General features: G+C 56.1%; 18 protein-coding genes and 2 pseudogenes. 7 read left to right on the top strand and 13 right to left on the bottom strand.

Going from position 1 to position 13,752, the window contains the following annotated elements; translation table 11 throughout:
* Window positions 1-51: 51 nt before the first annotated feature.
* Window positions 52-811 (top strand): annotated as a pseudogene (locus tag C814_RS23205) (IS5 family transposase).
* Between the two features lie 98 nt (window positions 812-909).
* On the opposite strand, the gene C814_RS19610 reads toward C814_RS23205, so the two are convergent.
* Together C814_RS19610 and C814_RS19615 are read right to left on the bottom strand one after the other, a co-directional pair.
* Complete coding sequence (locus C814_RS19610; protein WP_016317190.1) at window positions 910-1,275, bottom strand: hypothetical protein; 366 nt, start codon at window positions 1,273-1,275, stop codon at window positions 910-912.
* A gap of 26 nt (window positions 1,276-1,301) precedes the next feature.
* Window positions 1,302-2,090: a hypothetical protein gene (locus tag C814_RS19615; protein WP_016317191.1), complete on the bottom strand. Its 789-nt coding sequence runs from the start codon at window positions 2,088-2,090 to the stop codon at window positions 1,302-1,304.
* Between the two features lie 93 nt (window positions 2,091-2,183).
* Between C814_RS19615 and C814_RS19620 the strand changes: the two genes are divergently transcribed.
* Both C814_RS19620 and C814_RS19625 read left to right on the top strand, forming a co-directional pair.
* A complete protein-coding gene (locus C814_RS19620; RefSeq protein WP_016317192.1) occupies window positions 2,184-3,686 on the top strand; it encodes a Y-family DNA polymerase in 1,503 nt (500 codons plus the stop codon).
* On the top strand, window positions 3,673-4,068 hold the full coding sequence (locus tag C814_RS19625; protein WP_016317193.1) for a YolD-like family protein: 396 nt from the start codon (window positions 3,673-3,675) through the stop codon (window positions 4,066-4,068). The genes C814_RS19620 and C814_RS19625 overlap by 14 nt, the downstream gene beginning before the upstream one ends.
* 1 nt (window position 4,069) lies before the next feature.
* Here C814_RS19625 and C814_RS19630 read toward each other — a convergent pair whose 3' ends face one another.
* The 4 genes from C814_RS19630 to C814_RS19645 are packed head-to-tail and all read right to left on the bottom strand — an operon-like array spanning window position 4,070 to window position 7,125.
* The gene (locus C814_RS19630) at window positions 4,070-5,908 is read right to left on the bottom strand and encodes a VirB4 family type IV secretion system protein (protein WP_016317194.1); all 1,839 of its coding nucleotides are present in this window, start codon (window positions 5,906-5,908) and stop codon (window positions 4,070-4,072) included.
* Window positions 5,901-6,479: a hypothetical protein gene (locus tag C814_RS19635; protein WP_016317195.1), complete on the bottom strand. Its 579-nt coding sequence runs from the start codon at window positions 6,477-6,479 to the stop codon at window positions 5,901-5,903. Before C814_RS19635 ends, C814_RS19630 begins: the two co-directional genes overlap by 8 nt.
* Window positions 6,480-6,490: 11 nt before the next feature.
* Window positions 6,491-6,862: a hypothetical protein gene (locus C814_RS19640; protein WP_016317196.1), complete on the bottom strand. Its 372-nt coding sequence runs from the start codon at window positions 6,860-6,862 to the stop codon at window positions 6,491-6,493.
* Window positions 6,859-7,125 carry a hypothetical protein gene (locus tag C814_RS19645; protein ID WP_016317197.1) on the bottom strand — a complete coding sequence of 89 codons (267 nt, stop codon included), beginning with the start codon at window positions 7,123-7,125 and terminating at the stop codon, window positions 6,859-6,861. Before C814_RS19645 ends, C814_RS19640 begins: the two co-directional genes overlap by 4 nt.
* Window positions 7,126-7,172: 47 nt before the next feature.
* On the opposite strand from C814_RS19645, the gene C814_RS23935 reads away from it, so the two are divergent.
* The 4 genes from C814_RS23935 to C814_RS19655 all read left to right on the top strand — a co-directional run bounded on the left by C814_RS23935 (window position 7,173) and on the right by C814_RS19655 (window position 8,883).
* Window positions 7,173-7,574, top strand: a complete 402-nt coding sequence (locus C814_RS23935) for a transposase (RefSeq protein ID WP_016316700.1) — start codon at window positions 7,173-7,175, stop codon at window positions 7,572-7,574.
* On the top strand, window positions 7,574-7,942 hold the full coding sequence (locus tag C814_RS23210; RefSeq protein WP_196809950.1) for a transposase: 369 nt from the start codon (window positions 7,574-7,576) through the stop codon (window positions 7,940-7,942). Before C814_RS23935 ends, C814_RS23210 begins: the two co-directional genes overlap by 1 nt.
* 157 nt (window positions 7,943-8,099) lie before the next feature.
* Window positions 8,100-8,471 (top strand): DUF3888 domain-containing protein, encoded by a 372-nt coding sequence (locus tag C814_RS24295; protein ID WP_022788570.1) that lies wholly within the window; start codon window positions 8,100-8,102, stop codon window positions 8,469-8,471.
* A 91-nt stretch (window positions 8,472-8,562) separates the two neighbouring features.
* A complete protein-coding gene (locus C814_RS19655; protein WP_016317198.1) occupies window positions 8,563-8,883 on the top strand; it encodes a hypothetical protein in 321 nt (106 codons plus the stop codon).
* A 55-nt stretch (window positions 8,884-8,938) separates the two neighbouring features.
* On the opposite strand, the gene C814_RS19660 is transcribed toward C814_RS19655, so the two are convergent.
* The 7 genes and pseudogenes from C814_RS19660 to C814_RS19680 all read right to left on the bottom strand — a co-directional run.
* Window positions 8,939-9,259 carry a hypothetical protein gene (locus C814_RS19660; RefSeq protein WP_016317199.1) on the bottom strand — a complete coding sequence of 107 codons (321 nt, stop codon included), beginning with the start codon at window positions 9,257-9,259 and terminating at the stop codon, window positions 8,939-8,941.
* Window positions 9,260-9,370: 111 nt separating this feature from the next.
* Entirely contained in the window at window positions 9,371-10,690 is a 1,320-nt protein-coding gene (locus C814_RS25000) for a DNA cytosine methyltransferase (RefSeq protein ID WP_369750573.1), read from the bottom strand.
* The gene (locus C814_RS25005) at window positions 10,647-11,417 is read right to left on the bottom strand and encodes a DNA cytosine methyltransferase (protein WP_022788572.1); all 771 of its coding nucleotides are present in this window, start codon (window positions 11,415-11,417) and stop codon (window positions 10,647-10,649) included. Before C814_RS25005 ends, C814_RS25000 begins: the two co-directional genes overlap by 44 nt.
* A gap of 16 nt (window positions 11,418-11,433) precedes the next feature.
* Window positions 11,434-12,333 (bottom strand): conjugal transfer protein TrbL family protein, encoded by a 900-nt coding sequence (locus tag C814_RS19670; protein WP_031219928.1) that lies wholly within the window; start codon window positions 12,331-12,333, stop codon window positions 11,434-11,436.
* A 6-nt stretch (window positions 12,334-12,339) separates the two neighbouring features.
* The gene (locus tag C814_RS22580) at window positions 12,340-12,696 is read right to left on the bottom strand and encodes a hypothetical protein (RefSeq protein WP_016317202.1); all 357 of its coding nucleotides are present in this window, start codon (window positions 12,694-12,696) and stop codon (window positions 12,340-12,342) included.
* A 16-nt stretch (window positions 12,697-12,712) separates the two neighbouring features.
* The gene (locus C814_RS19675; RefSeq protein ID WP_016317203.1) at window positions 12,713-13,045 is read right to left on the bottom strand and encodes a DUF3852 domain-containing protein; all 333 of its coding nucleotides are present in this window, start codon (window positions 13,043-13,045) and stop codon (window positions 12,713-12,715) included.
* An 89-nt stretch (window positions 13,046-13,134) separates the two neighbouring features.
* A pseudogene (locus C814_RS19680) lies at window positions 13,135-13,752 on the bottom strand (hypothetical protein); the annotation flags it as partial.

The following is a 13,752-nucleotide window of genomic DNA, read 5'->3' on the forward strand; positions in this document are numbered from 1 at the left end:
GTTTGAAAAATAAATATTGCACAAACCAAATAAAAGTGCGAAAATAGAGCCATGAAGCGATATGAATTGACAAAAGCACAATGGGAACGCGTGAAGAAGTTGCTTCCAGCAGGGAGGACGGGGAAACGAGGCCGACCTCGGAAAGATGATCGAAATATGCTCAATGGGATGCTTTGGATCGTCCGCAGCGGAGCACAGTGGCGCGAATTGCCGGAGGCGTATGGCCCCTGGCAGTCTGTGTATGCCCGATTTGCCAAATGGCGGGACGATGGTACATTGGAAACCATATTTCGCGCATTGACCGCAGATGCGGATATGGAAAACCTGAGCCTGGACTCTACCTGCATCAAGGTTCACGAGAGTGCCAACGGAGGGGGAAAAAACGGCGGATAAGGCAGTTGGGCGGACCAGAGGTGGGTTGAACACAAAGCTGCACGCTATTGTGGATGGACTGGGGAATCCGGTTGAATTCATGCTGTCTGCAGGGAATGACCATGATTCAGTCCACGCTGTTGAACTGCTGGAAAAGGTAAAAATCAGCGGCAGCAATGTATTAGCAGATCGCGCTTATGAGGCAAAGACGATCCGAGCTTATATCTCAGAACAGGGTGCCAGCTATGTGATTCCGCCTCAGAGCAATGTTTCTGATCCGTGGCCGGTAGATTGGTGGCTGTATAAAGAGCGCCATTTGGTTGAGTGTTTCTTCCAAAAGCTCAAATGGTTCCGCAGGATCGCCACCAGATATGACAAATTGGATGCGTCTTTTCTCGCTTTCGTTTACATTGCCGCTATCGCTATTTTGTTGATTTAGCTCAGCCTTCACTATTTTTCAAACAAGCCCTAATCCTCCCCTTACTTATATTTTTTTGATTCGGCTGTACCTGATCCATCCAGACAGACAGCGTATACTCATAGTTGCTGCATGACATCATCCATTCCGCCAGGCTCTTCATCCACCCGGAGTTCTGCTTCATACAGTTCCTTGTCCCGGAGTTCCCATAGCGTGTGGCTGATCTCCTCGCTGTGATCATAGCCTGTGATCTCAGCCTCCCAAGCACCTGCCGCAATCTCCAAGGGATCATCGAATTGAAGTAAAAACGCAATGTCGTCCTCGTTGCAAATATTCAGCAGTTCCTCATGGATCTGCTGGACTGCGGTGATCTCCGAGGCCAGTGCAATCAGCTCAGATGGAGTTTTCTTTTGGAGTGCCTCCATATAAGCCTTATAGTTCTGCTCCAGCCGATCCCGCAGGATATCTTTCGCCTCACTGCTCATTTGTGTCACCTCCTTGTCCGCCCTTCTCAGCCACCGTCGTGGCAGTTGCAGGGCAGGTCATCCTCCGGGAACATCCAGCACATAGCGGTCTGGTTCCGGTCTGCCTCCACAAAATCACGCCAGGCCCAGTCCCGGCCCAGACCGCGGACAGAGGTGAGGTTGGGCCGGGCGCCGTCCTCAATGGCGATGGCCCGGTCATACAGCTCCCGGTTCTGGTGGTAGAGAGTGCGGATCTCCCGCTTCTTCATGGAGGGACAGAAAAAGCAGGAGGATTTGCCGGGCAGCGGCAGACCCTCCTGCAATATGGCGGCGATGCAGTCCTCTCTCGTCCAGCCCCAGTCCATCAGGGCGTAGACCTTGGTGTATTTGGCATCGGCTTCATCGTGTTCCCTGGCATTTTCTTTTCTCTGCATTTCACCCACGTCATAGCCGATGTACTTGAACACCTTTTCCCCTCTGGCCCAGACCTCCCGGCAGGGCGGGTAGTTGTTGCAGAACTTCTCCTGTGGCTGGATTTTGTGTTTGAGGGAGCATTTCCTGTAGCCGTAGGCAATGGCGGGCAGAGTCCCGGAGCGGAGGCACTCCTGTTCCAAGGTCAGGCGGTCCCCGTTTTTGTCGGTGTAGTAGACGGTCTGGATCGCCGGCATTCCGTGGCGCACCAGCCAGTCATCCATGATGGGGAGATATGCGTAGGTGCGGGGCTGCTCCGCCCCAGGGTCAGCAAAGAGGACGAGGTCAACGGGGATGCCTTTGCGGTGCATTCCGATCAGCATTGACGTCGAATTAACTCCGCCGCCGTAAGCCACCACATTCAATGGAAAAACCTTCTTTCTGATTCTATTTTGGAGTTGTTCCGGCATAGCCGGGTATGATAAAATGAAAGTGAATTTGGGAAAGGAGGCCACGCCATGAGTGAGCGAACCTATCTCGCCATTGACTTGAAGAGCTTTTACGCATCCGTCGAATGTGTAGAGCGTGGTCTCGACCCCCTGACCACCAACCTTGTGGTGGCAGACTTGAGCCGCACCGAGAAGACCATCTGCCTGGCGGTCACTCCCAGCCTGAAAGCCTGGGGCATCTCCGGCAGGGCGCGGCTGTTCGAAGTGGTGCAGCGAGTCAAGGAAGTCAACGCCCGGCGGCTGCGCTCCGCGCCGGGGCGGCAGTTCACCGGCTCCTCCTCGGACGATACCGCTTTGAAAGACGATCCCGGTCTGGCGCTGGACTACATCGTGGCTCCGCCCAGGATGGCCCACTACATGGAATGGAGTACCAGGGTCTACAATGTGTACCTGAAATACATCGCACCGGAGGATATCCACAACTATTCGATTGACGAAGTCCTGATGGATGTGACCAACTATCTGGACACCTATAAACTCAACGCCAGAGAATTGGCGAGTAGGATCATTGCGGATGTACTGGAGACTACCGGCATCACAGCAACGGCGGGAATCGGCACGAATCTGTACCTCTGCAAAGTCGCTATGGATATTGTTGCGAAGCACATCCATCCCGATGTCAACGGCGTCCGCATCGCCAAGCTGGACGAGCGCACCTACCGCCGCCTGCTGTGGGAGCACAGGCCCCTCACCGATTTCTGGCGGGTTGGCGGCGGGTACGCCAGAAAGCTGGAGGCCCATGGCATCTATACCATGGGCGATGTTGCCCGCTGCTCCCTGGAGAACGAGGATCTGCTCTATAAGCTGTTTGGGGTCAACGCAGAGCTGTTGATTGACCATGCCTGGGGCTGGGAACCAGTCACAATGGCGGACATCAAAGCATACACGCCGGAGTCCAAGAGCATCGGCTCCGGGCAGGTTTTGCAATGTCCTTACGGTTATGACAAGGCCCGGCTGGTGGTGCGGGAGATGGCGGATCAGCTGGCGCTGGATCTGGTGGACAAAAGCCTGGTCACAGACCAGCTGGTACTGACAGTGGGCTATGATATTGAAAATCTGAAAGGCCGCGGGTATAAAGGGGAAGTGATCAGAGACCGCTACGGCAGGGCCGTCCCCAAGCATGCCCACGGCACCGCCAATCTGGAGGAGTACACCGCTTCCACCAGGCGCATCATCACTGCCGCTCTGGAACTGTTCGACCGGATCATTGACCGGAGCTTGCTGGTGCGCCGGCTTTATCTCACGGCCACCCGCGTTTCGGATGAGAAATCTGCGCCGGATAAGAAAGCCTTTGAACAGATGGATTTCTTCACTGACTATCACGCTGTTGAGGAGAAGCGGGCCAAGGAGACAGCGGAGCTTGAGCGGGAGAAGAAGGTGCAGCGGACGGTGCTGGACATTAAGAAGCGGTTTGGGAAAAACGCCATTCTCAAAGGCATGAATCTGGAAAAGGGCGCGACAGCAAAGGAACGCAATCGCACGATTGGAGGGCATCGCAGTGGGGAGGTATGACGATATCATCAACCTGCCGCACCACGTCTCCTCCACCCGCCCTCAGATGCCAATGATCGACCGGGCGGCTCAGTTCCAGCCCTTCCGGGCCCTGACCGGCTATGAGGACGCTGTCCAGGAGACGGCCCGGCTGACCGATGAGCGGCCCGAATTGACGGAGGATGAGAAGTCCATTCTGGATAGGAAGCTGCAAAGCCTGGCAGACAGGATTTCCTCCAAGCCGCAGATCACTGTGACCTGGTTTCGTCCGGACCAAAAGAAAACCGGGGGCGCATACGTCACCACCACCGGCCAATTAAAGAAACTTGATGATTATGCGGGCACTCTGATCATGATGGGAGGAGAGCGGATCGTGATCGAGAACATTCTGGATATCCAGTGACTTACCGTCCGCCCGCCTTCCCGAACAGCTCCGCCTTATGGGGCCGGGCGTGGACTTCCAGGAGATACCGCTCATTGCCGCACTTATAGAGGCAGACGCCCCGCTGGGGGTAGCGGATCAGCTCAAATTCGGACTCCTCCAGCTGGAGATTGTCCATATAGAACCGCTTATCCACACTGCCGGCGTTGAAGAGGAACTGGTGGGTGGGGATGGCGAAGAGGGGCCGGGTCAGCTCCCGAATTCCGTCCACGTCAAAATCCTCCAAGTTCTGACTGGCGAGGATCAGGGAGGATTCTTTCTTCCGCACCCGCTTGAGGGTGTTTCGGATATACTCAATGGTGGTCACGTTGGAGAGCCAGATGTACAGCTCGTCCAGCGTGGCCACGGTGTTTCCCTCGGTCAGAAGTTTGTCGCTGAGGTAGGAGAGGACATTGAAGAGCATGGCGTCCTTGACGTTCCGGCTGGCCTGGAGGAGACCCTTCACGCCGAAGACCAGGAATCGGCTGGATGTAATGTTGGTGTAGCCGTTGAAGAACTTGCTTTCAGCGCCCCTGCACATGGAGTGGAGGCCCAGCAGGACTTCCTGCAGCAGTTCCCGCGGGTATAGCGGGTTTTCCTCTCTGTCATAGTGCTGGTAGGCGTCCTCGATCACATCGTAAAGGTCGGAGAGGACGGGGAAATCATCGGGCCGCATGGACTGGAAATCCGTGTGATTGTTGAGTCCCCACTTCTTATACAGCCGTTCCAGCATCAGCTCGATGGTGTCGATGTGGCGGTCTGAGAAGTCCTTATAGGCCCGGAAAAAGTCCTTGAGGAAGGAGATGTGCTGGCTCAGGCGGGTGCGCTGCCGGAAGGCTGCCGGAGCCTCCGGGTCATCCTCCCCATCGGTATCCCACAGCTTGGGTTCCAGGGGGTTGATGATGTACTGTCCGCTCATGAGGTCAGCGAAGCAGCCGCCCAGGTTGGCGCACAGGTCGATGAGCTCATGCTCCGGATCGAGGCAGAGAGCGGACTTGCCGCTCTCCAGGATATTGCAGAGAAGGAGCTTCAGCAGGTAGCTCTTGCCCTGGCCGGAGTTGCCCAAGATGAGGACGCTGGCGGTGGTCTTATCCTCGGCGCGGCGGTCCAGATCCACGATGATATTGGAGCCGTAGCGGTCCCGGCCCACATAGAAGCCGTTGGGATCGTTCTTGCCGGAGTAGTTGAAGGGGAAGAGGTTCGCCACGCTGGAGGCGGGCAGCACCCGTTCATAGAGGGAGCCGAAGACGTTGCTCCCGGCGGGGTTGGAGGCGAGGAAGCCCTCCCGCTGGCGAAGGAGGACACGGTCGGCGTTCAGCTTGGAGCGGGTCAGCTCGGCGGTCACATCGTCCCGAAGGGTGCGGAGGCTGTCCGAGTCCCTGGCGGAGAGTTCGATGAACACGGCGCAGTGTACCAGCGGCTCCCGGTTGCGGTGCATGGTGGTGATGAGTGCGGCCACGTCCTGGAGGTTGGCCTCCGCCGTAATACTCTGCTTCATGTCGTTGGTGTTGCCGCGCTCCATGCGGCTCTTGTTGGTGGCGTTGTGGAGGATGGCGTTCTCTTCAGCCGGTGTGACCTGGCGGGTATAAATCCGCAGAGTCACGCCGCTTTTCTCGCCCAGATGCCGGAGCAGGGCCAGTCCCTCGGTGCTGGTGGGGCAGCCCCGCAGGGCCAGGGTGCAGTGATACGCGCCGCCCAGGATATAGCTGTCCGTGTTGAACTTCACGGCGGCGGGGGCAATCATGTCCAGGAAGTCCTTGGGCGGTACAGCTTCTGGTTTTAATGCTGCTTTTTTCTTCCTTTTTATCTGCTTTTTAGCCATTGGCGCTCCTCTCTCCGTCAAAGCGGTCAAACTGTTCGGTGGTCACGTCCTGCTGGTAGTACACCGCCAGCAGACGCATCATGTCCTGCTCCTCCGCCATGCGGACGTGAAAGCCGCAGTCCCGGACGCGCTTCTCGATCTGCTTCAGGTGTCCGGCGTCCTCGGTGGACTTTTCCTCCCTGCGGTAGACGAGGGCGAACTCCCGCGCCGAGGCGGTGGTGGACTGGATCTCGTCCAAGTGGCCCATGTCCTGCCGGAGCAGCTCCCGCAGGGCGGGGAGATCCTCCTGCTCCAGCCGGGCCTGATAGTGGTGCTTGTTGCTCTGGAAGGATTCGCGGGAATCCAGGGCCAGCAGCTCCACTGCTTCCATACCCCGCAGCAGCTCCGTCAGGGCGCGGACGCGGCCCCGGACCCCCTCGGCAGACAGGACGGAGAGGTTGTCCGGGCTGACCAGATAAAAAACCAGCTCACCTCTGGCCGTCTTCAGGCCGTGATCGGTGAGCTGGTCAATCCCCATGAGCTGCCGGGTGGACAGATGCCGCCGCAGCTCTTTTTTCTGTTTTCGGTTCAAGTGGATACCTCCTACATCATCTGCATTCCCATACCGGGAGGTGCAGGAATTTCAATAAACTCCTGGGAAGGCTTGCTGGAAAACATATCCTGCAAAAACTGCCGGCCTCCCAGTTGTGCCGCTTTCTGAAACGCCCGGTTGAAGTCACCGCAGTCCATGACCGCTTTCCGGGTAAAGAGTGCTTCTCCGATATGAGGAAACGCCCCCTTATAGGTTCCAACAGAGAGTTCCCCTCCCGGCTGGATTCGGATATAGATTCCGTCCTCTCCGCCGAAATAGTAAAGCGCACCGCGGCCATTCAGACTTGTGATTTTATCCTCAGTCCATTGAAAGCGGCTGTTTTCTGTGACAGCCAGCCACTGTCTCATTTCTGCGTCTGTCATTTTTGTGGGGCACTCCACTCGTAATATTGCTGGTGCAGGAACAGGAAGCAGACAGCGCAGCGCAGGAAGTCCAGGATGCTGGCTCCCTCCATGCGGATGGAGAGGAAAGCGAACAGCACCGTCAGGATCATCAGCAGCATTCCAGACCCATTCGCCAACGCCAGGACAGAGAATAAAAACCCGATGCCAATGACCGCCACGTCCCGCAGCTCCCACAGCCACAGCTTGGGTTTTGCTCTCAGGTTGTCAGGGTAGATATACATTTAGAACCTGTATTCACAAGGAGAAAAGAACGTGGTAAAATAGAGATATGGAAGAAAAAGGACGGGAGTCGTACCCTAGCGACTTGACAGATGAGCAGTGGGAGGAGATCGCCCCACTATATGCCGAGATGCGCAACTGCACGTGGAGCAAGAGGGAATTGACGGATGCTGTGCTGTATTTGGTAGATTCGGGGTGCAAATGGAGACAGTTGCCCCATGATTTTCCGCCATATTCAACGGTACACAGTTTTTATCGCCGCGCCCGGATCAGCGGGCTGTGGGATAAAATTCTGGAACATCTTGTAAAAAAGACACGAATAAATGCTGGACGCAAGGAGAGCCCAAGCTACGCGATCATTGATTCCCAGAGTGTAAAAACAGTAGCAGCCAGCGAAGATCGCGGAATTGACGGAGGGAAAAAACAAAAGGCAGAAAGCGGCACATTGTAGTGGATGTGCTGGGCTGTTTGTTGTCTATTGTGGTTCATGCTGCCAATATTCATGACACAAAAAGTGGAATATCTACCGCCAAACGAGCGCATGAACGGTATCCATCTATTCAGAAATTCTGCGCAGACGCCGGATATCGGGGCACCTTCGTTTCTGATTTGAAGGACCAGCTTGACCTTAATGTCGATATTTCAGAGAAAATCAAGCCCCACCAATGGGAAAGACTCCCTTGGCGCTGGGTAGTTGAACGCACCCTCTCCTGGCTCAATCATTCCAGACGTCTCAGTAAAGATTATGAGATATCCGTCTCATCTGCTGAGACTATCGTCAAAATTTCTCATTTCCATACCTTGCTTAAACGCTTATGAATACAGCTTCTTAATGTTATTCACCTCCTACGATATTGGTCTGTGCAGGGCAGTCGTGCTTGAAAACCCTGCCACATGCCATGCTAAAAAATCTCCTGTTCACATTTTCCTCTGTTTTTTCTGCGGATATCGGGCATCTTGTCTTAGGGGTGCTGCAATGCGAAAACTTTCAATATTTACCGCCAGTATCATTACTGCCATAACGCTCTGGATGGCAACAAGCGCGGCAGCTGAGGAAGAACCGCAAGGACTGTCTGCCGCGGCGGAGCAGGTCATTTTGCGGCTGTTGCATCAACCGACCACCGCAGCTGTTGAGGAATACTATGGTGGACATAGACAATATTGGCGGCAGGAAGTCTTGAATGTCCAAAAGGTTCCGGAATCGCCATATTATGAAGTTGTTATACAGGTAGAAACTTTTTATGGCGCTCATAATCCACCATACGGTCTTGAAACACTGACCTTTTATATCGGGCCTCTTGATAACATCCAATTGGCCAGCTTTGTCCATCAGACGGAGGCGGAGTGAACTGGGGCATGTGGTGTCGGCTTGTATTCACACTTGTCAACCCGGTTTCTTTATGGTATAGTTGAGCCATAAAATATGGGAGGATTTCTCAATGACGCCTCATTTTTTTGAAGCAGAAATCAATTCATTTGGTTACTTTACCTTTTTGCTCCCTGTTTCTGCGGCGCTTGGAATAGACAGCGACAAAATTCTGGAGATCAGTGTGGATTACGGGGCTGCGCTGGATGGAGATCAACTCACAGCAAACGCATGGGCGCGGGAGCAGAATGGCGTGATCAAAGGATTTATTTACACGGTTCATATTGCGCCCGGAGAAAATGAACAGGAGCGCATTGTTGAGGCATTAAACAACTGTGAGGCGTTCCTGTCGAATCTGTCTCAGTTCGCTGCGATGCTTGACTGGCAGCAATAGAGTTTTCAGAAATAGGACACATCTGCCCGAGATGCAGGGCAGATGTGTCCTATGTTCATTCGCCTTCGGTGCCGCCCTCTGTCTGATCCGCCTCCTCCAGCGCCCGCTGGATGCAGCTGAGGAAGAAAGCGTTCTGCTTGATGCCCTTCCGCTTGAGGTAATCCTTGAACTGCTCAAACAGTTCGGTGGATACCTGGAAGGCTACGGTTCTCTGATTTTCTTTCATGGTAGGTTTCATCTCCTGTTCATAGAATTTTGTAATGAGTTCGGTCATGTATTGACCCAGCGTCTGCCCGGACGCCTCCTGCCGTTCCCGCACCTTGGCGTGCAGGGACTCGGGGATCTGGGCGCACAGATTTTTTGTGTTCTCTGCCATAGGGGTTTCTCCTTTCTTGGGCGGTAGGGCAAGTATATCGGAAACACCGGACAATAGCTATTCACACATACCAACAAAGAAGTTTTTGTAAATAGAGCAAAACCGACAATGTTATTGCGGCATGGGAACCGCCATGGCAAGGCCCCGCATGATGTACTCTACACATGGGATGGCGACGGAATTCCCCAGAGCCTTATAGCGTGAGGAGTCGGAGGCTCCCGGCAGGTCTGTCCAAAAATCGGGAAACCCCTGAAGCCTCTCACATTCCAGCGGCGTCAGCCTTCGGATGAGCAGCGGCCTTTCGCTCTCCGTCTCCTGTAGGATAAGGTCGGTAGCGTCTTTATGCTGATGTACGCTCTGGGTAGAAGCGGTATCATCGTCCCGGAATACATCCACCCTCTGGCGGGAGAATACCGCATGATGATCCGTAGCGGTAAGTGTATAAGCGATACCCTCCTGACAGCCCAAACCGTTGCCGCCGTTTTGAGGCTGACGGTCGATAGCGTTGCCGGAGATGCAGATTGGTTCCGGCAGATACAGTGCGAGGGGTAGATTGTTGCCTCCAGTACCCGCCCGAGCAGATAGGGTGGGCGATACCGGATGAGGGCCGGTATAGCGGGCATCAATGCCATGGTTTTCGAATAAGACTGGCTGATTGCTCCCGCTCATTCCAGCGGCTGCGGTAATCGTTGGGTAGATCCCGACCATGATTTCATCGCCGCCCTGCTGCGTACCCATGACCAGAGGCTGGTTATTTCCGCCTTGGCCAAAGGATGCAGACACCGTTTGAGTGACATCGACTGGCCCCTGAAACCGGGTATCCTGCCCATGGTTGTCAAAAACCAGCGGCTGATGCCCATGCTCCTGGGCCCGCAGTGTCCCTGCCACATCTTCTGAGCAGGCCATGACGCCGCCGCCCTGATCATTGAGGCAGAGTACAGACGGCACCATATTGGTTCCGCTCTCTGCGGCTTTCAGCGTGGGAGCGATTTCCTCCTGATAGCCGATCCCGCCCGCCGAAGGAGCGGCTCCGGCGCAGAAACCGGCAGTCAACACACAGGGGTATCCCTGCCCAGCCTGTCCACCCCCTCCGCTGAGGGAGGTATGGCGCTCCGGTGTCAGGAAGCAGTCCCCGTTGCCCTTGCTGACTACACCGGCCACAAACAGCAGACCGGCAGGATTCCGACCACCGCCGCCATCCGCACTGGCCAAGGTGGGTGCTTTGCTCTCCGGGGTAAAGATGCGGGCCTGCTGGGTATCCCAGGGAGTGAGACAGTCCTGCGCAATAAAAGTCTGCTGCTTCATTCCCGGCTGGGCGCTCAACGCGCCGGCCACATCGTGGAGATCCCGCACCTCGTCCCTTTGGTTTGCGGCGAAGGCTATGGGGTCAGAGGATGGAGCCGCCAAGGGAATCAGCCCCGCCTGAGCCATCAACGCCGACTTCAGCTGAGGCGGCAGTTCCTTCCCGCGCTCTCCCGCCCTGCGCAGGATACCCAGGCAGGCTGTCCTGCTTAAATAGTATTTGCGGGGCGGAGCCTCCTGCAAAATCTGCGACAAGGAAAATACGTCTTCTTCGTTGAGGGGTGCGGGGCCAGTATTGAGCATCGAAGACCCGCCAGGCCAGGGAGAAACCAGTTCCCAATACGATTCGCCCAGCAGGTTGCCACGCCCAGGGGTGAGGTCCAGGGACATGAGCGGTATCGCTTTTAACTCGGACGATCTCCTCGAGGACGATGCGGAAGTCCTCCCCCTTGGGGGTCCCTGAGCTGAATGCGCCGGGCACGTTCTCCCAGCACATCCATCGTGGGCGAACAGCGAGCCCTGTCCGTCCTCGTTCCATATCTGCATTCCGCATCTCCTTCACAATTCGAATTTGTTCCATAAAAAGGCCGGAACGGGAACCGGTCAAACCGGCCCTCGCTCCAGCCACACTGAGATCCTGACAGGGTGAGCCGCCGCAGATGAGGTCCACAGGCGGCAGTGCCGCCCCGTCCAGCTTGGTGATGTCCCCCACATGGATCATGCCGGGAAAGCGGTGCTTTGTGACTTCGATGGGGAAGGCTTCGATCTCACTGGCCCACACAGGCGTGATCCCACTGCGAACCGCCGCCAGGGGGAAGCCGCCGATCCCATCGAAGAGGCTCCCCATAGTGAGCATTTTTCTCCTCCTGTCCTTATTTCGCTGCCGCCTGCACAACGGTGCGGGTAGTATTGACGGCAGCCTGGGCGGTATAGACGGCGCTCATGATATTGGCTCTGGTGGTGGTGTCCAGACCGAAGGTCCCGGCGATCCTGGGTACCTCACCCGCGGAGAGCATGAGACCCAGTCCCAGCAGAGCGTGGTCCTTAAAGACCATCAGGCCCGCTACCAAAATGGTGGATTGCAGGAAGGCCGTCAGGCACAGGCCAATCACCTGTTTGCTCCACTGGACAAAGCCGTCTGTGTAGCCTCTGGGGACGCTGAACATATAGAGGCTCCCCACGGCGATCTGGATGAGCAGGATGCCGCCTCGTTTGAGGTTGGCGAAAAAGACCTTAATCACAGCATAGGCCATCATGATGATGCAGAACAAAAGCATGATCGGGCTGGTGAGGACGCTCAGGCCAAAGCTGGGCGCGCCGGCCATATCCGCAAGGCTCTCCACGCTCATCAGTTCCTCGATGATCCGTTCTCCCGCAGTCCCGATGCTGGTTCCGGCCCCGGTCAGCCCGATTGAAAAAGTCCCCTGTAGGGAGACCGACAGGGAGTAGAGCCGCACAGGAACGACAGTGAACAGGCTGACCGCCAGAAAGCCCTTGATGGCGTTGAGGGCGGTCTGCTGGAGGTTGCCTCTGCCGGTTGAATACTCGATGCCGAACTCAAAGCCTGAGACCACCAGGCTGACGCCAAACAGCGCCCAGCCCAGCTGAGAGAAAAACAGGACGATGGCCTCCACCCAGTCCAGCGCGAACAGCTCCACGCCCATGTTCCCCATTTCAGCAAAGAAGTTGCCGAGGAAGCCTACCACCTGCCCATAGAACCAGTCGATCAGATTGTCCATGATGGTGGACGCTACAAAATCAAAGATAAATATTGAGAATCACCTCATTTCCGTATCAGGCTCTTGGAAAAGACGCAGGTATTCCTCCGCCAATTCCCAGAGCCTGTCTATATCCAGCGTGGGACGGTAGATGTCCCAGTCCGCTTTTTCCCCGCAGTCAGGAGGCTTTTTCGTGCCGCAGGGCACATCCCAGGAGCGGATGGTGATGGAGTCCACAGGTCCGGTGCGCCGGTTCAGGACCGTCACCTGGATTCCGTCATAATAGCCGCCCCCAGAGGTGAGCGCGGCCTTTGTCAGAGTTTCCACGCCCAGCCGGATGCAGCAGACGCCGCCCAGACAGACAGCGTCCGGGCGGCGTTTGGCGACGGCGTTCCGCAGTTCCTGTCCGAAGGGCATCCGCTGTCCGATCCCATCAAATCCCGATGATGCCCCAGATATAGGAGGGAGCAGTGAGGGTGAAGACCAGGCAGGCGAAGAGGATCACCGGGCCGGTCCACTCGAACTGGCCATGCTTGCGGTAATCAAAGTACGCCATGCCCAGTTTGGTGAAGAAGGCGATGGCGAGGACCATGTCCAGCGCGGGGAAGACCACGTTCTCTACCACGGTCTTAATCTGGGTCGCCGCATCGGTCCAGGTGCTCTCCACGGCGGAGGCCACATCCCCGGCGGCGAAGGCGGGGGCGCAGCAGAGGGCCGCCACCACCATGGCGGCGGCAAGGATACGGAACATTTTCTTGAACTTCATGTTGATTTTCCTCCCTGTGTTCAAATCAAATTTACAGACGAGGAGCCGCCCTTGACAGGCGGCTCCCCATTCAGCATGGTCAGACCGGCTCAATAGCCGGTGCGAGGCAGGGGCTGGGCGGGCTTGTAGACCTTGGTGACCCATCTGCTGGTTGCCATGATCCACTGACCGTTGTACACACCGCCTACATCCGCCTGGTTGACGAACTGGGTCCCGCCAGTGAGCCAGGACACTACATTGCAGTACACCTTGGGCACCTCCACCTGGCGGAAATTGCCGGGGACGATCCCGAAGGAGACCATAAACTCCGTGACATACTCATTGGAGGCCAGACCCAGGGCGGCGGGAGAGGCGTCCAGCACATGGTTCTGCATGGTACTCAGGTTGTCGTACATGGTGCGGTACTCGCCGTTGAGATTGGTTTTGAACACGATCTTGTAATTCCCCTGGACGTTGTAGGTTCCGGTGACGATCTTGTCCAGCCGCACTGCCTGGGTGGGCAGAGTGTCCCTCCAATAGAAGGAGGTGAGCGCCGTGGTGGAATTGTTGGCGATGCCGGAGAAATCATAGCGTATCTGCTGGCCGGGCATAACCTCCACGAAGCCGGTTTTCTTAGAACCTGTATTCACAAGGAGAAAAGAACGTGGTAAAATAGAGATATGGAAGAAAAAGGACGGGAGTCGTACCCTAGCGACTTGACAGATGAG

The sequence above is a fragment of the Anaerotruncus sp. G3(2012) genome (assembly GCF_000403395.2).
GTDB lineage: Bacteria > Bacillota > Clostridia > Oscillospirales > Ruminococcaceae > Anaerotruncus.